Annotated in this window: 19 protein-coding genes and 1 pseudogene; 11 read left to right on the top strand and 9 right to left on the bottom strand. The window is 58.1% G+C overall.

From position 1 onward, the window contains the following. The first annotated feature begins 71 nt into the window (after window positions 1-71). The 4 genes from FCN80_RS21865 (at window position 72) to FCN80_RS21850 (ending at window position 4,417) form a co-directional block, all read left to right on the top strand. On the top strand, window positions 72-791 hold the full coding sequence (locus FCN80_RS21865; RefSeq protein WP_136992466.1) for a response regulator: 720 nt from the start codon (window positions 72-74) through the stop codon (window positions 789-791). Further along, window positions 791-2,242 (top strand): sensor histidine kinase, encoded by a 1,452-nt coding sequence (locus FCN80_RS21860; protein WP_136992465.1) that lies wholly within the window; start codon window positions 791-793, stop codon window positions 2,240-2,242. The genes FCN80_RS21865 and FCN80_RS21860 overlap by 1 nt, the downstream gene beginning before the upstream one ends. Window positions 2,243-2,377: 135 nt before the next feature. Next, window positions 2,378-3,376, top strand: coding sequence for an alpha/beta hydrolase (locus FCN80_RS21855; protein ID WP_170975488.1), 999 nt, complete (start codon window positions 2,378-2,380; stop codon window positions 3,374-3,376). 126 nt (window positions 3,377-3,502) lie between these two features. Further along, the gene (locus tag FCN80_RS21850) at window positions 3,503-4,417 is read left to right on the top strand and encodes a ketopantoate reductase family protein (RefSeq protein ID WP_136992463.1); all 915 of its coding nucleotides are present in this window, start codon (window positions 3,503-3,505) and stop codon (window positions 4,415-4,417) included. A gap of 42 nt (window positions 4,418-4,459) precedes the next feature. Here the strand turns inward: FCN80_RS21850 and FCN80_RS21845 are convergent, their stop codons facing one another. Then, entirely contained in the window at window positions 4,460-5,173 is a 714-nt protein-coding gene (locus tag FCN80_RS21845; protein WP_136992462.1) for a CerR family C-terminal domain-containing protein, read from the bottom strand. Window positions 5,174-5,302: 129 nt separating this feature from the next. Between FCN80_RS21845 and FCN80_RS21840 the strand changes: the two genes are divergently transcribed. Genes FCN80_RS21840 through FCN80_RS21830 form a run of 3 tightly spaced genes read left to right on the top strand, consistent with a single transcriptional unit; the run spans window position 5,303 to window position 9,401 of the window. Continuing rightward, on the top strand, window positions 5,303-6,415 hold the full coding sequence (locus FCN80_RS21840) for an HlyD family secretion protein (RefSeq protein WP_136992461.1): 1,113 nt from the start codon (window positions 5,303-5,305) through the stop codon (window positions 6,413-6,415). Then, window positions 6,412-7,959 (top strand): MDR family MFS transporter, encoded by a 1,548-nt coding sequence (locus tag FCN80_RS21835; RefSeq protein ID WP_136992460.1) that lies wholly within the window; start codon window positions 6,412-6,414, stop codon window positions 7,957-7,959. Before FCN80_RS21840 ends, FCN80_RS21835 begins: the two co-directional genes overlap by 4 nt. Window positions 7,960-7,967: 8 nt before the next feature. Continuing rightward, entirely contained in the window at window positions 7,968-9,401 is a 1,434-nt protein-coding gene (locus FCN80_RS21830; protein WP_136992459.1) for an efflux transporter outer membrane subunit, read from the top strand. On the opposite strand, the gene FCN80_RS21825 is transcribed toward FCN80_RS21830, so the two are convergent. Next, on the bottom strand, window positions 9,387-10,805 hold the full coding sequence (locus tag FCN80_RS21825; RefSeq protein ID WP_136992458.1) for an aldehyde dehydrogenase family protein: 1,419 nt from the start codon (window positions 10,803-10,805) through the stop codon (window positions 9,387-9,389). The two genes, FCN80_RS21830 and FCN80_RS21825, sit on opposite strands and share 15 nt — an antisense overlap. A gap of 114 nt (window positions 10,806-10,919) precedes the next feature. Here FCN80_RS21825 and FCN80_RS21820 point away from each other — a divergent pair, with 114 nt between their 5' ends. The 3 genes from FCN80_RS21820 (at window position 10,920) to FCN80_RS21810 (ending at window position 12,977) form a co-directional block, all read left to right on the top strand. Continuing rightward, the gene (locus tag FCN80_RS21820) at window positions 10,920-11,831 is read left to right on the top strand and encodes a LysR family transcriptional regulator (RefSeq protein ID WP_136992457.1); all 912 of its coding nucleotides are present in this window, start codon (window positions 10,920-10,922) and stop codon (window positions 11,829-11,831) included. A gap of 523 nt (window positions 11,832-12,354) precedes the next feature. Beyond that, window positions 12,355-12,624 (top strand): hypothetical protein, encoded by a 270-nt coding sequence (locus tag FCN80_RS21815; RefSeq protein ID WP_136992456.1) that lies wholly within the window; start codon window positions 12,355-12,357, stop codon window positions 12,622-12,624. 14 nt (window positions 12,625-12,638) lie between these two features. Beyond that, on the top strand, window positions 12,639-12,977 hold the full coding sequence (locus FCN80_RS21810; RefSeq protein ID WP_136992455.1) for a hypothetical protein: 339 nt from the start codon (window positions 12,639-12,641) through the stop codon (window positions 12,975-12,977). Window positions 12,978-13,063: 86 nt separating this feature from the next. Here FCN80_RS21810 and FCN80_RS21805 read toward each other — a convergent pair whose 3' ends face one another. From FCN80_RS21805 to FCN80_RS21785, 5 genes and pseudogenes are all read right to left on the bottom strand, one after another. Then, window positions 13,064-14,080: an arginase family protein gene (locus FCN80_RS21805; protein WP_230492857.1), complete on the bottom strand. Its 1,017-nt coding sequence runs from the start codon at window positions 14,078-14,080 to the stop codon at window positions 13,064-13,066. Window positions 14,081-14,086: 6 nt separating this feature from the next. Next, window positions 14,087-14,845 (bottom strand): amino acid ABC transporter ATP-binding protein, encoded by a 759-nt coding sequence (locus tag FCN80_RS21800; RefSeq protein ID WP_136992454.1) that lies wholly within the window; start codon window positions 14,843-14,845, stop codon window positions 14,087-14,089. Further along, entirely contained in the window at window positions 14,842-15,513 is a 672-nt protein-coding gene (locus FCN80_RS21795; RefSeq protein WP_136992453.1) for an amino acid ABC transporter permease, read from the bottom strand. The genes FCN80_RS21800 and FCN80_RS21795 overlap by 4 nt, the downstream gene beginning before the upstream one ends. A 23-nt stretch (window positions 15,514-15,536) precedes the next feature. After that, window positions 15,537-16,277 (bottom strand): transporter substrate-binding domain-containing protein, encoded by a 741-nt coding sequence (locus tag FCN80_RS21790; RefSeq protein ID WP_136992452.1) that lies wholly within the window; start codon window positions 16,275-16,277, stop codon window positions 15,537-15,539. 18 nt (window positions 16,278-16,295) lie between these two features. Further along, a pseudogene (locus FCN80_RS21785) lies at window positions 16,296-17,262 on the bottom strand (agmatinase). 104 nt (window positions 17,263-17,366) lie between these two features. Between FCN80_RS21785 and FCN80_RS21780 the strand changes: the two are divergent. Further along, the gene (locus FCN80_RS21780) at window positions 17,367-18,266 is read left to right on the top strand and encodes a LysR family transcriptional regulator (protein ID WP_136992451.1); all 900 of its coding nucleotides are present in this window, start codon (window positions 17,367-17,369) and stop codon (window positions 18,264-18,266) included. A 46-nt stretch (window positions 18,267-18,312) separates the two neighbouring features. Here FCN80_RS21780 and FCN80_RS21775 read toward each other — a convergent pair whose 3' ends face one another. Beyond that, window positions 18,313-19,944 (bottom strand): methyl-accepting chemotaxis protein, encoded by a 1,632-nt coding sequence (locus tag FCN80_RS21775; RefSeq protein WP_136992450.1) that lies wholly within the window; start codon window positions 19,942-19,944, stop codon window positions 18,313-18,315. A 696-nt stretch (window positions 19,945-20,640) separates the two neighbouring features. After that, the coding region (locus FCN80_RS21770) for a DeoR/GlpR family DNA-binding transcription regulator (RefSeq protein ID WP_136992449.1) at window positions 20,641-21,251 on the bottom strand (611 nt) is incomplete at its 5' end.

The raw sequence follows: 21,251 nt of genomic DNA, 5'->3' as shown, positions 1-21,251 counted from the left end.
ATCGCGGTTCGCCTTTCTCTAACCGACCGATGTGATATATATCCCTACTCGCCCCGGCTGTGGAAACCCATATGGCACATATATTAATCGTTGATGACGATACATCTATTCGCACCATCCTTTCCCTATTTCTGAGTGAACAGGGATTTGTCACCAGCCAAGCCGCTGATGGAAATGAAATGTTCGCCATTTTGGAAAATACTTCCGTTGATTTGCTTTTGCTCGATATCATGATGCCGGGCGAGGATGGGTTGGCGTTATGTCGCCGCTTGCAAAACAATAACCCGTTACCGGTTATCCTATTGACGGCGATGGACGGCGAAACGGACAGGATCATCGGACTGGAACTGGGCGCGGATGACTATGTCGCCAAGCCTTTCAGCCCGGGGGAATTATTGGCCCGGATTCACGCCCTGCTTCGCCGGGTTAATCATGAACGGAGCAAAACGCCGTTCCAGAAGTCGTCCCTCTATGTCTTTTCCGGCTGGACCATCGACGTGCAAAAGCGGACGTTGATATCGCCGGACAATGTTCTCGTGGTGTTGACCAGCACGGAATTCGATTTGCTGACCTTGTTTATTGAAAACCCGCAAACCGCGCTTAACCGCGATGTGCTGCTGGAAGCGCTGCATGGCCGCATGGCTCATGCATTCGATCGGGCCATTGATGTCCAGGTCAGCCGTCTGCGCCGTAAAATCGAACCCGATCCGCAAAACCCCACTTTGATTAAAACGATCCGCCATGAAGGCTATTTTTTCGCGTCCGACGTTATCCGCAGAGACATGGCTTAATGGAATTACAACGGCTCCTTCGCCCGTCAAGATGGAGTCTGGCGCCGCGTTTGATCCTGCTGATGTCGTTTGTCATGCTGGCGGTGGTCGGCGTGGACTTTTTATCGAAACAGTTTGTGCCGCTGCCGGATATTTATATTTACGAGCAAAATTGGCTGATTAATCAGATTGCCGAAACCCGCGATAAAGCGCAGAGCGTTACCGGCGAACAACGAAACGCGGTGATTAAAGCGGCGTCGCAGGCCCAGGACGGATTCGATATTTTCCTAACGCCGCCGGATGGTATCACAGCCCGACAAGGCCCCCTCACCGAAACGTTGGTGCTTTTGCAAAAAGCATTGCAAAAGCGTCTGGGCGACCCATCGCCGCCCATCATCTCCGTCAGCCTGCCGCATGCCACCGTTTATCACCGCATGAAGGTAATGACGGTTATCGTCCGCAACCTGCCGACCCGCATGATTGACGAGTTGGAGGAAAAAGGGCAAGGCGATATCGCCGTTTTCACCCTGATACGCATTGATGTTCCGTTGCGCGACGGCACCTGGCTGACCTTCAAAACACGGGATTTCGCCATGTCGCCCTGGGTTTACCTGAGGGTGTTCATCGGGCCGGTTTTCGGCATTTTGATGATACTCATCATGTCAGTGTGGATGGCGCGATCGCTGCTCAGGCCCTTGCAAAAATTGTCGCTGGCGGCGGAACGGCTCGGCCGGGAACGGCATATTATCGCCATTCCGGAAATGCATATCCCGGAGTTCAAGAATATCGCCGACGCCTTCAGCGAGACGCAAATACGCTTAAAGCGGTTTGTCGACGAGCGCACCCATATGCTGGCCGCCATTTCCCATGATCTACGCACCCTGCTCACGCGCATGCGGTTGCTGACGGACAATATACCGGACCGGGACAAGAAAGAGCAGATTCTCGCCGTGTTACAGGATATGGAAACCATGATCAGGGAATATTTGGTCTTCGCGCGCGACGATGCGCGGCAGGAGCCCTACATGCGCGTGGATATCGCCTCATTGCTGATAAGCGTGTGCGATACCCTCCAGGATGAGGGCAACGCGGTCACCTACTCCGGCCCTTACCATGCCTTGATGCACTGCCAGCCGGTGGCTATGCGGCGGGTGTTCGCCAATATCATCCAAAACGGCTGCAAATACGGCGAAAGCGCCGCCGTATCGCTAACGGAGGAGAAAGACGCCATCACGGTCCGCATCGCGGATCGCGGTCCCGGCATTCCGGAGCCGCTGATGGAGGATGCGTTCAAGCCGTTTCACCGATTGGAAACATCCCGCAATCGCGATACCGGCGGTACGGGTCTGGGGCTGGCGATAGCCCGGGATATTATTCGTGCCCATGGCGGCGATATCCGGCTGACCAATGTGCCGGGCGGCGGCCTGGCCGCCATCGTCCGGCTGCCCACACCCGGCCGGCCATTATACTGAAAGGCGCGCGCCCGCATCGGCCCTAGGCGAACAGCAATGACCGAAACGGCGCCGATGGCGCGGAATAGGCCCGGCGTGCCGGGCCGTCAACACTTTTTGCAAGGCCGGGAGACCAGCCGGCCGGGAGGGAACATTATGGACAAGCGATTGCGCCGGGCGGGGTTTGTGGAAAAGCACTTTCATACCGGGGACGTTATCCTGAATTATGTGGCAGGGCCGGCCAACGGAAGCCCGCTGGTCTTTCTGCACGGTCAATCGGCCACCTGGGAGGAATACACGTTCCTGATGCCGCTGCTTTGCGACCGGTTCCAGGTTTTCGCGGTCACGTTGCGCGGACACGGCAATTCCAGCTGGACGCCCGGACACTACACGTTCAACCGGCTCGGCGCCGATATGACCGCCTTTTTGCGCCAGGTGGTCGGCCAACCGGCCATCGTCGCCGGCAATTCCTCCGGCGGCGTGCTAACGGCATGGCTCGCCGCCAACGCGCCCGAATGGGTGAGCGCTATCGTTTTGGAAGATCCGCCGTTGTTCCGCTGCGACGCCGCGAACATTCGCGGCACCTGGGTATACGATACCTGGCTGGCCTTTACCCGCGCCGCGGTTGCCGGCGGCGGCGGGTTCGCCCGACTGTTTCTCGAACATATCGTCCCCAACGTCAACCGGTCCGGCGGGGTCACTGCCGCCCGGTTACCGCCGAAACCGCTTCTGGCGCTGACAGGCCTGCTTATTGCCTGGCAACAGGTCTTCAGGCCGGGCAAGGCGGTTATCCTGCCTTTTCTGCCGCCGCGCTCGCGAATCATGATCCGCGGGATGTCGCAGTTCGACGGCAACTTCGCCCGCGCGTTCATCGAGGGCACCGCCGGAGAAAACTTCGATCATGCGCAAACGCTGGCGCGCATTACCCAACCGGTACTGTTCCTCCATGCCCGCCATCACATGCGGGACGGCCGGTTGATGGGCGCGCTGGATGATGCCGACGCGGCGCGGGCCGCCGCCCTGGTGCGCGGCCCATGGACGTCTGTGCGGATGGATTGCGGCCATGCCATTCCGCTATTGGCGCCGGAGCAGGAAGCCCGTGAAATCACGGACTGGGTGCAAGGAATGAGCGCCCGGACGCCGACGCGCCCGTAACGACGCCGCCTGTTCGGTGAGTTTTGTGTGCTGTTGCGCTTGAAAGGGGATCCGCCTTGATGGTAAGACAGTGATTAATTCATTAACTCTTAGCGTCAAAGCTAATCATTTACATGAGATAACCCTATGCGGATTCTGGTAGTGGGCGCCGGCGCGACCGGCGGCTATTTTGGCGCCTGCCTGGCGCGGGCGGGACGGGACGTGACCTTCCTGGTGCGGGAGCGGCGCAAATCGCAACTCGCGCGGACGGGGTTGCGGGTACAAAGCCCTTTGGGGGATTTCACCCTCGCGCCAACGCTCACCCAGGCGGGCGCGCTTGACGGCCAATATGATCTCATACTGCTCACGGTGAAAAGTTTCGGGCTGGATCAGGCCCTGACGGATATTGCGCCCGCGGTGGGCGAACAGACGCTGATCCTGCCGATCCTAAACGGTATGCGCCATATCGATATCCTCGTGCAACGCTACGGAGAGCGGCGGGTAATGGGAGGGTTGTGTAAAATCCATGCCACTCTCGGCCCGGACGGGGAGATTATCCAAATGTCGCGGTTACATCAGATTTCCTATGGCGCACTGGATGGCCGCAACCTCGCCGTTCACCATCAGGTGGACGAACAGTTCGCCGACAGCGGCGTGGAGCACGTGTTGACCGAGACCATTATCGACGACTTATGGGAAAAATGGCTGCTGCTCGGCACGCTCGGCGCCGTCACCTGCCTGGCCCGCGGAGATACGGGACAGGTGTTGTCCGCCGACGGCGGCGCGGCGCTGCTGGAGGGCATGTTTAATGAAGCCCTGGCCATCATGCGCGCCTGCGGTTATCGGCAGCGCGCGGAGCGGGTTCAATCCATTTACAGCGTGCTAAGCAACCCCGCCACGCCAATGACCTCGTCCATGTATCGCGATCTGACGCAAGGCTTCCCCATCGAGGCGCGCCAGATCATCGGCGACCTGGCGCAGCGCGCCGCGCAAAGGCAAATCCCCGCGCCGCTGCTCAATGCGGTCAATGTCAATTTGCAGGTGTATCAACAGACGCGTTGATTCCCGCCGCGCCGCCCGCCTTGCTCCCGACGGGCGTTACGGTTATTTCTCGGCCAAGGCATGCCAGTTGCGCATCAGGGTTTGGCACTGTTCGCGCAAACAGGATTTCATCAAGATGATCTTGTCCGGCGAAAGGGCGGTGTCTTGCCGCGAGCCGGGGAACATCATACGGCGCAGGGTGTGGAACATCGTCACCTGGCCGAGCAAAGACATGGCGCGAAACTGTATCAGTTCGTCCTCCACGGAGGCATGGCAAACCTGCGCCACCAACCCGACCACCACCGTATGCAATCGGCTGAACAGTTTATTGCTAAAGGACTCCGCCGCGCCGGACGGCCCCTGCCCCAATTGCATCCGCGCATAGAACAATCGCTGACCGCTGGTGATTTTCCTGCTCAGAATATGGTCCATGATGGCCTCAAGCAGCAAGTAGACCGTTTCGATGCAGGCGTCGGCATCGGCGCATTCCCTGGCGGCCATCTTCGCCAGGAACGGCTCGAGCCATGCTTTGTTTTCCGTTACCAGATATTCGGCGCACGCGACATACAATCCTTCCTTGTTGCCGAAATAGTATTGCAGGGCGGGGGGATTCACCCCGGCGCTCTTGGCGATGTGTCTGGTAGAGGCGCCTTCGAAACCCATCTCGCCGAACAATTCGATGGCGCTATCCATGATACGCCGGCGGGTTTCGCTCCCGCGGGCGTACCCTCCGGAAGCCGGATGGCGAAGCTGCTTCGGGTGCGTTCTCTCTGACATTTTTCAATTCCTATGTAAAACAAGCCGGTGGCGCCCTCTTGCTGGCGCGACAAAAATATATCACTTGACACATTTTTTCCATCTGGAATAGTTGTTCCGATTGACATAAATTCAACCAAGGTTTCCTCCATGTTATACATGGCTATAACGGCTTCATCAAATGACGCCGCCGAGCCCGCCGCCCCGCGCCCGTCACGCCGCAAACGGCGAATTTTGCTTTATCTGGCGTTGGGCGTCGCTGTCTTGCTGGCGGCCGGGCTTTGTTACTGGCTGCTGTTCGCCCGCTACGTCGAATCCACCGACGATGCCTATCTCCAGGCCGACAGCGTCACCCTCGCGCCGAAAGTCACCGGTTATGTGCGCGAAGTCCTGGTGCGGGATAACCAGCGGGTCAACGCCGGGCAACCGGTGGTCAGGCTTGAGGACGATCAATACCAGGCCCGGCTTGATCAAGCGAACGCCGCCATTTTGGCCGACCAGGCGGACATCAAACGGGCCGAGGCGGAAATCATCCGTCAGCAGGCGGAAATTGAGGAAGCGCAGGCCAAGCAACGTTCGGCGCTGGTCCAATTGCATTACGCGGAACACGAATATCAACGCTATCTGCCGCTCGCCGCCAGCGGGGCGGAAAATCAGGAAAAGCTCACCGATTTACGCCGTAGCCGCGATCAGGCCCAGGCCGATTATGACGCCAATGTGGCGGCGGTAAAATCGGCCTCGGCGCAAATTCAAACCCAGCAGGCACAAATCGATCAAAGCCGGGCGCAACTGGCATCCGCCCGGGCCAGCCGGCAACAGTCCCATATCGATGTCCGCGACACGGTGATAGTCAGCCCCATCGACGGCTATGTGGGCGATCGCGCCGTGCGCGTGGGCCAATTCGTTCAGCCCGGCACGCGACTGTTAACCGTGGTACCGAATGACGACATCTATCTGGTGGCCAACTTCAAGGAGACCCAATTGGCGAATATGCGGCCCGGGCAGCCCGCCAGTTTGCGGGTCGACGCCATTCCCGATCACGATTTTAAAGGGGTGGTGGATAGCTTCGCCCCGGGTACCGGCTCGTTGTTCGCCCTGCTGCCGCCGGATAACGCCACCGGCAATTTTACCAAAATCGTGCAGCGCGTGCCGGTGCGTATCCGCATCACCGATCACTCGCCGCAAGTAAAACGCCTGCTCGCCGGCATGTCCGTCACGGTGGATGTCGATACCCATCCCGCTTCCGGGCAGGCGCGGCCATGAGTCCGACTGATCGGGAAAAAGCCGACATCACCGACTGGATTGCCGTCCTCGCCGGCGCCCTTGGCGCGTTAATGGCAACGCTGGATATTTCCATCACCAATTCGGCCTTGCCGCAAATCCAGGGTGAAATCGGCGCGACCGGCACTGAAGGCACCTGGATTTCCACCGGCTATTTGATGTCGGAAATCGTCATGATTCCTTTGACGGGCTGGCTGAGCCGCCTGCTCGGCCTGCGCAATTTTCTGGTGGGCTGCGCCCTGCTGTTTACGCTGTTTTCCGTGATCTGCGGCAGTGCCGATAACCTGGCGCAAATGATTGCCGGCCGAATCGGCCAGGGTTTTACCGGCGGCGCGCTCATCCCCACCGCGCAAATGATTATCCGTACCCGGCTACCGCGCCGGCAGCTACCGCTGGGGATGTCGATATTCGGCATCATCGTTATTCTTGGGCCGGTCATCGGACCGGTGCTCGGCGGCTGGTTGGCGGAAAATGTCAGTTGGAACTGGTGCTTTTTTATCAATATCCCGGTTTGCGCCGGTCTGGTGTTGCTGCTGCTCCTGGGCCTTCCGCCGGTAAAACCCCATTGGGATGATTTTTTCAATGCCGATTGGCTGGGTATTTTCGGCCTGGCCGCCGGTCTGAGCAGTTTGACGGTGGTCCTGGAAGAAGGGCAGCGGGAACGCTGGTTCGAGTCGGACATGATTATCGGGTTGACGGTCTTGATGACCATCGGGCTTATCTGCCTGGCCATTGCCCAGTTCACCGCCCGCAAGCCGGTGATCCGCCTGTCACTACTGGGCAACGCGCGTTTTCTCAGTGTCATCGTCATTGTGTTCGTCGTCGGCATGGGGCTGTATTGCGTCATCTATCTGCTGCCGCAGTTTCTCAGCGGCGTCGCCGGCTATAACGCGTTGCAATCCGGCGATGTCTTGCTTATCTCCGGTATTCCGAGCCTGATGATGATGCCAATATTGCCGCGCCTGCTCGGCACCGTGGATGCGCGATTATTGGTCATCACCGGTATCGTGTTGTTCGCGGTAAGTTGTTTTCTGGACACGTCGCTGACCGCGCAGAGCGCCGGCAATGATTTCTTCTGGTCGCAACTGCTGCGCGGCGCCGGACAAATCATGGCGATGATGCCGCTTAACCAGGCCTCCATGGCGGCGGTCGGCGACGGCGACGTGGCGGATGCCGCCGGGCTTTACAATATGATGCGTAATCTGGGCGGCTCGGTAGGATTGGCGCTGATGGGCGTGTTTATCGATCGTCAAACCAAATTGCACAGCGACATTATCCGGGAATCGGTTACCGCCAATTCTCCACTGGCCAACAGCCGTTTATCGGGTAATACCGCCCTGTTCTTCAGCGAGCACGGCGACCTGCTGCACGCCAAAATGCAGGCGCTGGCGCAGTTGGCCAACGAAATTGCCCTGCAAGCGTCGGTCATGACCTATTCCGAATCATTCTATATGCTGGGCATCGCTCTGGTCGGCTGTATTCCGCTGGCGTTGCTGCTGCGCTCGCCGCGTTTAATCCATAAATGAAGGCCATTATGACGTCCGACGCTTTACTGAAACCGACTCTTGCCGCCGCGGCGGCGCTACTGCTGGCAAATTGCAGCGTGGGACCGGATTACGCCGGCCCTCCCGCCACGCCCTCGGTCACTCGCTTTCAGCGTCTACCCGACGCCGGCGTCGGCACGCAGCCCGCCCAATCGCGCTGGTGGCTGGCGTTCCATGACGACCGGCTAAATCAGCTTATTGAAAACGCCTTGCGGCACAATCCTGATCTGGCCATCGCCACCGCCCGCCTAAAAGAAGCGCGCGCGACGCTCGCGGGGGATGAGGCGCAGCGATACCCGACATTGAACGCCACCGGATTGGGCGCGCGCGTCAAGTTGCCCGATAGCATCGGTCTAACCACCGATAACCCCATGAATTTGTATAGCAGTAGCTTCGATGCCAGTTGGGAGCTGGATGTGTTTGGACAAGACCGCCGCGCCGCCGAGGCGGGCCGGGCGCAGGCGCAAGCCAGCGAGGCGAGCCTGGCGGATACGCAAGTCTCGGTTGCCGCCGAGGTGGCGCGTGATTATCTGCGCTTATGCGGCGCGCGGGAGCAACTGGCTTTTTTGCAGCATAGCCTGCAATTGCAGCAAAAGATGCTGGACCTTGTTCGCCAGCGGCGCGAGCGCGGCGCGGCCGACGATAGCGATGTGGATCGGCTCAAGACGCAACTGGCAACCCTTCAGGCGCAGGAACCCTCATTACAGGCCGATATCAATGATAACCTGGATCAATTGGCTTTCTTGTCCGGACTGACGCCCGGCGCGCTGGATACGCTGCTGTCCGGCGCCGCGCGGTTGCCCAAACAGCCGGAGCATGTCAACGTGGGCCGCCCGGTGGATATGCTGCGCCATCGACCGGATATCCGCAATGCCGAGCGGCAATTGGCCGCCAGCACCGCCATTGTGGGCGAACATATGGCGGACCTGTATCCGAAGATTACCTTGCGCGGCTTGCTGGGATTTAGCAGTTCCGACAGCGGCCAGGTGTTCCGGCAGGACAACGCATCGTGGATGCTTATCCCGATGTTGCAATGGAATATCCTGGATTTCGGCCGCGTGCGATCCCAGATTCATGTGGCCGAGGCCCAGCGCGATCAGGCGGAGGCGCAATGGCGCAAGACCGTGCTCAATGGGCTACGGGACGCGAACAGTTCGCTGTCGCGCTACGGCCAACAGCGCCGGACGCTAGCGAACTACCTGGCCGTGGAAGACGCCGCCCGGCACGACAATGTTCTGGTCGGCCAACGTTACCGCGCCGGCGTGGCCAGCCTCATCGACCTGCTGGACACCCAGCGGGCCGAGCTTGACGCCGGCCGCAACCGGATCCAGGCGCAGACCGATCTGGCCCTGGATTTCGTGACATTACAAAAAAGTCTGGGGTTGGGCTGGCAGTCTCCTGCCGCGCTTTTATCCCACCAATAAGGTTTTCGGCTCCAGATACGCCTGAAGCCCCCATTTGCCCATTTCCCGGCCCAGGCCAGAGTGCTTGAATCCGCCGAACGGGGCCTTTGGCTCGTGGGACAGGGTATTGACCAGGACACGGCCGGATTCGATCCGCCGCGCGATCCGAACGCCCCGCGGCCTATCGCCGCACAACACCAGCGCGCTCAAACCATAGGGGGTGTCGTTGGCAATGGCGATAGCGTCTTCCTCATCCCCATAAGGAATTATCGCCAGCACCGGGCCGAAAATCTCCTCGCGGGCAATACGCATTTGATTATCCACCCCGGTAAAGACCGTGGGCCTGACAAACCAGCCCGACGTCAGCCCGGTTGGACGACCCTCGCCGCCGGTCAACAGTCTGGCGCCTTCCTCCTGGCCGAGGCGGATGTAACGTTGTACCCGCTCCCATTGTTTGCGGCTCACCATTGGGCCGATAACCGTTTGCGGATCACGCGGATCGCCGGAACGGATATCGGCGACGGCCTGGACAATGGCCTGCTCGAATTCGGCCAGACGATGCTGCGGCACCAAGATGCGCGTACCGGCGATACACGCCTGGCCGCTGTTATTAAATCCGGCGCTTAACGCCATGGATACCGCCCAGGCCACATCGGCATCGTCCAGAATGAGGGTCGGCGATTTGCCCCCCAGTTCCAGCGTTACGCGTTTTACGCTTTCCGCGCCGCGCGCCACCAGGTATTTGCCCACTGAGGAGGAGCCAGTAAAAGAGATCTTGGCGATATCCGGATGACCGCTTAATGCCGCGCCCGCCACATCGCCGCGGCCGGTGACGACATTGAACACGCCGGCGGGGATGCCGGCATGATGCAGGGCCTGTGTGATGATACGGGTCTGTATGGCGCTCATTTCACTGGGCTTGATAACGGCGGTACAGCCGGCGGCCATGGCCGTCGCCAGTTTATTACAGATGAATCCCGCGTCGCTGTTCCATGGCGTAATCAGGCCGGCGACGCCGACAGGCGTCACGATGACCGTTGCGGCGCCCGCCTGCTCTTCAAATGGAAAGGATTCCAACGCTTCAATGGCCTGGAGGATAACATCGGCCGGATACGTCGCCATCCACTGCGAACGCGCGACCGGCGCGCCATATTCCTCTATGATGGCCTCCTTCAGCGCGCCTTCGCAGTCGGCCACCGCGGCATGCATTGCGCGCAATACCGCAATACGCTGTTCCTTGCCGGTGTTGGACCAGGCCGGGAAAGCGGCTTTGGCCGCCGCGACCGCCTGTCGCACATCTTGGTCATCGGCCAGTCGCACGGTGCCAATGACCTCTTCCGTGGCGGGATTAAACAGTTGGAATATTTCCGTACCGTGCGGCGTTACCCATCCGCCATTAATATAGATCTTGTCGATGTGTTGCATTGGCCTCTCCGTCACCGCGCCTGACCGGCGCGTTTGACGGAAGTATAGGCGCGCGCTATTGTTTCGATAAGCAGGTTTATTTTAGACAGTCTGTAATGAAAATCAGGATAATCCATGCATCGCACCGGTCTTATCGAGCTGGAGGTCGTTCTTGCCGTCGCCCACCGGCAAAGTTTTCGCGCCGCCGCGCGCGAGCTGGGCATGTCCGCCTCCGCGGTAAGTAACGCCGTCGCCGCTCTGGAGAGCCGCTTGCGGGCACGTTTATTTCACCGCTCCACCCGAAGCGTCGCCCTCACCGAAGCAGGCCGCCGCTATGTGGAGCGTATCGCGCCCGCCATGACCGAAATCCGCCGGGCGTCGGAAGAAATCAGCGATCGGCCGGAAACACCCGCCGGCACGTTACGTATCAACGCCCCGCCTGAATCGGCGTCCCTGTTGTTTGAACCGCTGTTTTGCGAATATCTGCGACGCTATCCGCAAATGCGCCTGGATATCGTCACCGAGCCGCGACGGGTCGATATCGTAGCCGAAGGGTTCGATGCCGGAATACGTCTCGCGGAATTCGTGCCGCAAGATATGATTGCCGTGCCGCTGACGGCCGATGCCCGCATGCTTATCGTTGGCAGTCCCGTCTATTTCGCCCGGCGAGGAAAGCCCCTTGCGCCGGACGATTTGCCGCGCCACGAGGGTATCGGCATGCGTATGTCCCACGGCGGCATTTATCACTGGGAACTTGAACGGCATCAGCAAAAGCTCGCCGTCGCCATGCCCTACCGGATGGTGTGTAGCGAAATGCGCGCAATCCGCCAGGCGGCGCGGCGCGGTATCGGACTGGCATTCATTTCAGACTGGTTTATTCATCGGGATTTGGCCGACGGCGGATTGGAGAGCGTGCTAGAAGATTGGTGCCCTTCGTTCGCCGGCCTGCGATTATACTATTCCGGCCGACGCCATATCCCGCCGGGACTCAAAGCGCTTATCGACCTGGCGCATGAAATGCGCAATCATTGTCCCGGAAGTTCTTAGGTTATCATTGCATGTTATTTCAGAGTGGCTGTGAGAAGGCTGCCGAATGCGGTACCCGCTACAGTACGCTCGCCAGCACAGCCTCAATATCAAAACCTTTGGCCGCCTCTGCCGGAGCCTGACTGCTGAACACCCTGCCGTAACGCTATCATCACCACCGCTGCTGCCCGTGACCAGCGCGCCGGAGACGGAAAACATCACCCGACGCTCAACCGCGCCGGCCTTTCCGGTTTGCCGTAAGCAAGGGCCGCCCTCATCAGCGAGCCGAACTTGTGCCAAATATCACCCACCTCTGGTTGATCACAGAGCCCGCCGGCATGCGCGCCCGCGTCGTTGCCCTGACGCCCAAGGATAGAGAGAGGGGGTAAAATTTATGACAAATATTGCTCGAGAGTGAATTTTTGACTATTCTGTCTTTTGAAAGCACGTACGGCCTCCATCCTGGAAAGCTGACAAGAAAGGAGCCTGTGACTAGCGGACGCTTTCATCCGTGTGGCCACGCCTATTAAGTGAGGTTTACTACATGACTACCATTTCGCAGAAGTCTGCTCGGGAGATGCTTGGCACCCCTCAGAACTTCAGAGGCGGTGTGTATGTGACAAAAAATGGCGCAGCTGAGCTGTTTATTCAGACCGCGGAAGAACGTGAAGCGGAACTGGTTGAACGCCACCAGCAGCAGCAAGTAAACGCCATGCTGAAACTGGTTAGCCTGTCTCAACATGATTTTGAGAACGGCCGCCACGAAACCGCCCGTGAGCTATTAGCACGGAGGCGATCAGAGCGGCATAAATAATATGAGGCTAATAAATGACGATAGCAATCACCACCCAAGTCACAGAACAAACTTTATCAGTAATTGAGTCCTATAAAGCGGTAACAATGTCAAACGATGATGCTCGCGATTTTGCGACTGATTTGTTGGAACAAGCTATCGTCGATATTGAAGCTGACCCCCTCCAATATCCGTTTGAACAAAACGCGCTGGCTAACGGCGTAAAATTGCGCCGCTGGTTAGAATCAACCGGGAAATACATTTGTCTTTTCCGCTATAACCATCAGACTGACGAGACGATTCTCGACATTTTTGCCAGCACACGTCAAGACTGGTTATCACTTCTCTATCTCGTCCAGATCTCCCGCCCGTAAAGATCTAAGTTCGCCCAAACCAGGCTATCAGGTTTGATTGTGTTCTACATACCAGACCTGTCTGTTCAAGTCTGAGCTAATACAATTCAGGTGACCACATCGCAAGTACGACGCGCCGCCCGCTCGGCGAAAATATGGCCGATGAATTCCACCATAACGTGCGCGGCCAGATAAGAGGTTATACCGGTGCCCACATCCAGCAGCGGGTTCACCTCCACTAAATCAAAACCGATAATGTCCATCCGGGCCGCCAGGGCGCAAAGCGTGTCCCGCAATTGGTCATAGCGCAGGCCGTCCGGCTCGGCGGATACGCAGCCAGGTACCAACGACATATCCAGCGCATCGATATCAATGCTGACGTAGCATTTTTCACCGGCCGGCAGCAACGCGGCCACCCCTTGCGGCCCCAGCGCGCGGAATTCGCCCACTGGCACCACGCGACTGCCCGCGCCCCGCGCATCTTGCGCTTCCGCCGACCGAACCCGCAGGCTGCGGATACCGGCCTGAGTCAGGCTTTTAACATGAGGCAAGGCGGCAATATGCCGAAAAGGCTGCCCATTGGTATACCGCATACCCTGTGCCGCGGGAGCGAAATCCAGATGCGCATCGAATTGAATGACATGCACCGGTTCTTCAAATCCGCGAATCAGGGGGTAGGAAACCGAATGATCGCCGCCGATGGCCACCGGAATAACCCCCCGCCGCCGCAACGATCGGGTCATGGCGGCGATGTTTTCCAGCGTTTGCGGCAGATTGGTGGGCAAAATATCCACATCGCCCGCATCCACAATCCGTCCCGTCAGGATTTCCGTCGGCAAATAATGTTTATCACGGGCAATATCGTAAAATCCCCCGGGGGAAAAGCGCATGGAATGCTCGCGTACGCTGCGCGGCGCCATGCGCGCGCCGGGCAGAAAAGGCGACGCCTCATCAAGGGGCACGCCGAAGACCGCCATTTCCGCCGTCATCCGGTCGATATCGGCGCAATAATCCGAACGTAAAAATGTGGCGACGCCGGTAAAGGCCCGGTTGGCCCGATTGTCTCCCCGCAGGGTTATCATGGCGCTATCCGCTCTGGTTCCCGCCATCTCGTCCTTATTCATGTTCCGTCAGTTCCCCTGGTTGATTTTTTGCAGCAGCGCGCGGGTTCTGGCATGGGTCGGACAGGAGAAAACTGTCTCGGCCGGACCGCTCTCCACAATGCGCCCCTCCTCCATAACCACCAGGGTATCGGCCATCTCCCGGGCAAAGCCCATTTCATGGGTTACCACCATCATCGTCATGCCTTCGTGCGCCAACTGCTTCATGACCGCCAGCACTTCCCCCACCAACTCGGGATCAAGGGCCGATGTGGGCTCATCGAACAACATGACCTCCGGCTGCAACGCCAACGCCCGGGCAATGGCCACCCGTTGTTTCTGACCGCCGGAGAGACTGGCCGGCATGGCGTCGGCTTTATGCGCCAGGCCGACTTTATCCAGCAACTGTCGCGCCAACTGCTCGGCATGGCCTTTGGGATGACGCAAAACTTTGCGTGGCCCGATGGCGACGTTTTGCAGGATGGTCAAATGAGGGAACAGGTTGAAGGATTGAAAAACCATGCCCACATGGGTGCGAAGTGTATTGAGCGCCGCATCGCCCAGTCTCTTACCGTCGGCGAGCAGCCACTCGCCGCATATCCGGATCGATCCCTGTTCGGCGGTTTCCAGTCCATTGCAACAGCGCAGGAAAGTGCTTTTGCCTGATCCGCTCGGACCGATGATCGCCACGACCTCCTTGCGCCGTACCTGCAAGTCAATGCCTTTGAGAATAAGATGCCCGTCAAAGGATTTTCGTAAACCGCGAATATCAATAACGCCTTGGCTCATTGCACCATCCCCCCGGCCCGCAGTTTCTTTTCCAGTTTGCGCAAAGCCAGCATGGTGGTCGTGGTCAAGATGAGATAGATGCAGGCGATGACAATATAGACCTCCAGCGACCGATAGGAGACGCTGATGATTTTCTGACCCTCATGCATCACATCGTGAATGGTGACCAGGGAAACCAGCGCCGAATTTTTCGTCAATGCAATAAATTCATTGGCCAGCGGCGGCAACATACGTACCAGCGCCTGCGGCAGAATAATCCATCGCATGGCCTGCCCGGAGGACATGCCCATGGAGCGCCCCGCCTCCATTTGGCCGCGATCTATGGATTCGATGGCGCCGCGCACCAGCTCCGATACATAGGCCGCCGAATAACAGCCCATGCCGATAAACCCGCAGACAAACGCCGGTATTACAATGCCGAAATAGGGCAAACCAAAGTAGAGAATAAACAGTTGCACCAGTAACGGCGTGCCGCGCACCAGAATGACGTAGGTATTGCCCGCCGTCCGTAAAGACGCATTCTGGCCGTTGACGCGCGCCAGACCTATCAGGGCGCCAAGGAGGCAACTGAGCAGCATGGCGCACAGCGTCACTTCTATAGTCACCAGCGCGCCTGAAAGCAGATCCCGCCAACCGGCCAAGGCGGGGGTAAAGTCCAAGGTGACCATCGGCCCCACTCTCCGTCAGCGGGTCAATTGCCCGACGCGCCAAACCATTTTTCCTGCAATTCCTGCCAGGTCCCGTCCGCCTTGAGCTGCGCCAATGCCTTGTTCAGGGCATCGCGCAATTGCGGTTCGTTTTTGCTCACCGCAATGCCGTAATCTTCATGGGTCAGCGGTTCCGGCAGTACCTTGGCGGTACCGCGGGTTTTGGCGTACAGCAGCGCGGCGGGCTTACCGGTCACCACCGCATCCGCCCGACCCGACTCCAGGGCGTTGAACATCTCTTCATTCTTTTCCACTTCCATGCGCTGCACCGTCGGGTAGTTGTCGCTGAGCACCGCCACCGACTTGGTCCCCACTTGTACCGCCACGCGTTTGCCCGCCAAATCCGCCAGATGGGTGATCTGCGCGTTATCTTTTTTGACCAGCACCACCAGACCGGCGGAAAAATACGGATCGGTGAAATCCACCACTTTCTTGCGTTCATCCGTGATGTAAATAGCGGACAAGATCATATCGGCGCGGCCGGACATGACCGAGGGCACCATGGCTTTGAAATCCATATCGGTATAGTCGAACGGCCGGCCCAATCTGGCTGACAGCGCCTGCGCCAGATCCATATCGAATCCCACGCGTTTACCGTTCTGAATGTACTCCATGGGCGGAAAGGTGGGGTCAATCGCCACGCGGACCGGTTTTGCCGCATGGGCCTCACCCAGACACAATAGGGCCGGTAAACACAGGGATAGCAACAATGTTCTGATTCTCATGACCTGACCTCGTTTTGTTTAACGCGCGTTATCGCAATAGCCGGCGCGGATGGCCGCGCCGATCAAGTTCAATATCAACCGGCCGGCAATCATGCAGGAGTGTTGATGAATATCCCGCGATGGTTGAATTTCCACAAAATCCATTCCCACCACACGGCCTTTCTTGACCAGTCCATGAATCAATTTGCGCGCCTGGACGAAAGTGACCCCCCCCCGGCGCGGGACCGGCCACCGCCGGCATGCAGGCCGGGTCAAGGCCATCGGCATCAATGGTCAGGTAATAACGCCCGCCATCGGGTATCCGCTCAAGCACGGCGTCCATGCCGATGTCATGGAGCTCGTAAGCGGTGGTGATGCTGGCGCCCCATTGCCGGGCATAATCCGCCTCCTCCTGTCTGGCGCTGCCGGAGGCGCGCATACCGATTTGGATGATATTTTTGACATACGGCAACTCGGAAGCGCGGCGCATCGGGCTGGACAGACCGTCCTTCACGCCGTTGACTTCATCCCGCCAATCCAGATGGGCATCCAGATGAACAATGGTCAACGGCCCTTGTCCATCGAATGCCCGCAAAACGGGGTTGGTGATGCCATGATCGCCGCCCAGTACAATGGGAATGGCGCCCGCCGCCAGTATTTTTCGCACGGCCGATTCCGCCCGGCGAAAATGGCCGCGAGGCTCGCTCAAATCCGCCGGCACGTCGCCGCAATCCACAAAACGGATATCCTCGCGCCCTTGCAGCAGCGGACCGTCGATATCAAAGTCATAGCGCTCCGGGCCGCGAATCACGCGATCCGATGCCTGTCGTATAGCGGTAGGCGCCCGCGTCTGGTCATTGTTATAGTCTTGCGGCGTGTAGGCCGCGCCGTAGGGCATACCCAGTACGGCGAAATGCGCCCGCAAATTATCCAGATCTAATGCCAGCTCGGAAAATAGCAGCGATTTATGGTTTGTTTGCGGCGCAACGGTCAGTATCTCAGACATCGGAATTCCCTGTAGGCTAAATATCACTTCACGCCGATTGTATTAAGGAGCTTAGGAATGGAAAATAGTCTTTTTTTGCAATCATAGTTTCGGAAATGGCAACCATGAAAAAAAGAATATTGACTGAGCGCGATTTAAAAGCATTGCGAATATTTTGCGCGGTGGCGCAAGCCGGTGGGTTTTCAGCGGCGGAAAATAAGCTCAATATCACTAAAGCCACTATCAGCCGACAAATAAAATCGGTGGAGGAAACCTTGGGCGCCAAGTTGTGCAGCCGCGGCCCGCAAGGCTTTGAGCTTACGGCCGCCGGCAAGACCGCATTATTATACGCGCAAGACGCGCTGGATGCCCTGGATCGGATATTCCCAGCCATTGATGCCAATCGGGAAATTATTTCCGGCCCTTTAGCCATAGGAATAAGTGATAACAGTCTATCCCACCCAGACTGCGCCATTCATCGCGCATTACGTGAATTGCATATACTGGCGCCATTGATTAATCTGAAGTTATATACTTTAACGGCGCCTCAGCTTATCCAGGCATTGCACGATAGGAAAGTGGATATCGTCATTAAGGGCATTATGGAAGATCAAAAACTCATATCTTTTCGTTATGATGAGTTATATACCGAAGTACATCGTTTATATTATTTCGGCCCGGCGCCGAAAGATAAGCCGCCGCTAGTATACCGGCAACAACAATTTTTCGTCGAGGAGAGCATCTCGAAGCTGGGATTCGCCCGAGGCCCGGAGGCCACCGGCGTCGAGGCCGTGGCCACGCTTATCGCCACGGGCAAATTCGTCGGCATCCTGCCCAGCCATTACGCCAATTTGCTTAAATCCGTGCTACCGCTGCACGTCATGCCCGATACGCCCAGTTGGGAAATCAAACATTTTGCCGTGACGCACGCGGCGCGGCCGCTGACGCCGGCGGCCGACGCCATGCTGGGCTTATTGATGGCCGCGCATCGCCGGGCGGCGGCCAGGCCGGCTTTTCGCCCCTGAGAACACACGCCCGTGCCGGCGGCCGGACCCGGCGTGTTATTTCTCGCTACCCTTGGGCCGGTATCGCTTGCAGGAGGGGCAAGCCCTGCTTGTCCTTGGGCAGCAGCTCGCCGTCCTGCGCAGTCACCGCCAGCCGGAACACCGAGACCGCTTTGTTCAACCGGCCGGCCAATGCCGTCAACGCCTCGCCCGCCGCCGCCGATTGCCCCACCAGCGCCGCGTTTTGCTGCGTGACGTTGTCCATTTCCGCCACCGCCTGGGCCACTTGCCGTATACCTTGGCTCTGTTCCTCCGACGATGAGGAGATCTCGCCCATAATATCGGTAACGCGCCGGACTTCACCGACGATGGCCTGCATGGTTTCTCCGGCTTCCTGCACCTGCCGGGAGCCGGTTTCAACGCGGGAAACGGAAGAGGCGATCAGCGTTTTGATTTCGCCGGCCGCCTGTGCGCTGCGTTGGGCCAAGCCGCGCACCTCGCCGGCCACCACGGCGAACCCCCGTCCCTGTTCCCCGGCGCGGGCCGCCTCTACCGCGGCATTGAGCGCCAATATATTGGTCTGAAAGGCGATTCCGTCAATTAGGGTGATGATTTGGGCTATCTTGCGCGAGTTGTCGGTGATGTCGCGCATGGTTTTCACCACCGTGTCGACAACCTCGCCCCCTTTGGCCGCCGTCGACGACGCATGGCTTGCCAGGCCGGCCGCCTGGCGGGCATTATCCGCATTCTGCGTGACCGTAACGGTCAGTTGCTCCATGCTGGCGGCGGTTTGCGCCAGCGAGGCCGCCTGTTGCTCAACACGCGAGGACAAGTCATTGCTGCCGGCGGAGACATCGCCGGCGCCGACGTAAATCGCATCGGCCCCGGCGCGCACCTCACCAACCGTGCGTATCAACGACCGCTGCATATCCTGGACTCCCGCCGCCAGTTGTCCCATCTCATTTCGTCCCCGGGTGGCGATATCCCGGGTCAGATCCCCTTCGGCGATGGCGCGAATATGCTCCAATACCTGGGCAAGGGGCCGCAGTAGCGCCCGTTTGATCGCCGCCCAGGCACTGACCGCAATCACCAGCACCAGCAGGGCGATACCGCCCATAATCCACAACATCGCCTGGTAGGCGGCATCGTTTTGCGCCGCGCCGGCATCCGCCAATACCGTTTGCGCATCACGCCATTTCTCGAAGATGTCCTGGGTCGCGATATTCATTTCGCTGGCTTGGGCATTCAACCTGACGGCTTCGCCGATGCGGCCGCTTTTTATCGATGCCAGCATCTGCGTCATCAATTGAGAGTAGTCCGAAAAACTTTTTTGCAAATTATCGGTCAGTTCCGGGTTTAAACCGGGTGTTTTAGGCATTTGTCGGTACAACGCGTAGTTTTTGCTGGAATTATCAAGACAGCTTACGGCGCGCGCGATCATGGCGTTAAAAGCCTGTTTATCCGCATTGCCCATTAACTGGTCTTGTTGTATCACGCCCAACGTGATGCGGGTCTGAATTAAGTAAACCCAGGCGTTGGTCAATGCCGCCACATTTTGATTCGCGGCCCGGGAAACATGAAAACCGGTTTTGTTACGCGACAATGTCTGGACAAAAAAACCGCCGGAGACAAATTGCAGTAATGCCTGGGTCAACAGCGCCATCACCAGGATGGTCACCACTTTTATTCGATTGTGCATATGTTCGCCATCCCCCCAATCGCCTCTTTGCCGGCTACCCGCGATCACCCCGCCGGCTCCACGGCTTAGGAGGATGTTCGCATTGGCCGCCGCGACGCGACTCGAAATGCGTAGAGTGTAGAGTAAAGGTCAATTGTCTTTATACGCCGTATATACCCTGGGTACTCCCAGTTGCATCGCGGCGGCAAGTGAGCGGCAAATTCGTCGGCAACGCATTTGAACCGCCAACGGCGGGCCGCCGGTGAGGGACGGGATGTCTCTCGAAGAGGCAACCTGAAGTATGCTGGGTATACCTATTCATAGATTATCGGCAGTATGAATGCGTCATTTAGCCCGCGTCCGGACCGTTTCAAGGGAGATGGAGTATTCTGCTTTTTCCGCCGCATTTTCATGTAACCGATTACAGCCATAATTTTATTATCTCATACTGATTAAAATCATTATTTTGGACATTAAATAGAAGGAAATATCAGCTAACCAACCATCATACAATATTTATTCTGGTCTATCTTAAAGCAAGAAATACCGGTTTTTTCCATATCATTTTATTTCAGCAAAAATGGACATGAAATTAGCCAATGAATAAGAAGAACCCGCCATACTTTAAATGATTCAAGTTGCATCGCGGCGGCAAGCGAGCGCATATATCCAGACCCACGCGCAATATACCCGCGATACGCCGGGTTGGGGCGGCGATCATTCCGCCAATGTCAGCATGAAAGATTGATTAGACAACGTTTGACGTACCGGCTCATCAAGACCACTGTCGGTAATGACATCCGTCAGCGCATTCAACGAAGCGGCGCGGAAAAGCGACCAGGCGCCGTATTTGGTATGGTCGGCGAGCAACACCCGCCGGCGGGCGGTCATTAACAGGTCGTATTTCAGACCGGCCTTTTCCTCGGTGGGCGCGGTCACGCCGCGCTCCAGACTCCAGGAATTGCACGTGACAAAGGCGATATCCGGGTTGATGCCGCGCAAAAAACGCCGGCCGTGCTCGCCAATGCAAGACTGGCTGCTGTCGTCGATACGCCCGCCGATAATGGTCACTTCGATTTGTTTGAATTCACACAGCAACAGCGCGATATGCAGATCAGCGGTAATCACCCGCAGCGGCAGGTGGGTCAATTGACGCGCCAGCTCCAGCGCCGTGGTGCCGGCATCCAGCACCACCGCGTCGCCCGCCTTGACCATAAGCGCCGCGCAGCGGGCGATGGCCTGCTTTTCCCGCAGGTTACGCTGCATTTTTTCCTGCGTCGTGGGCTGGCTGGGTATAAAACGGTTCAGCGTGACCCCGCCGTGCGTCC

Source organism: Martelella alba (assembly GCF_005217455.1).
Taxonomy (GTDB): domain Bacteria; phylum Pseudomonadota; class Gammaproteobacteria; order Enterobacterales; family Enterobacteriaceae; genus Acerihabitans.
Note: the sequence above shows the minus strand (reverse complement) of the source record. Positions and strands in the feature narration are given on the sequence as shown.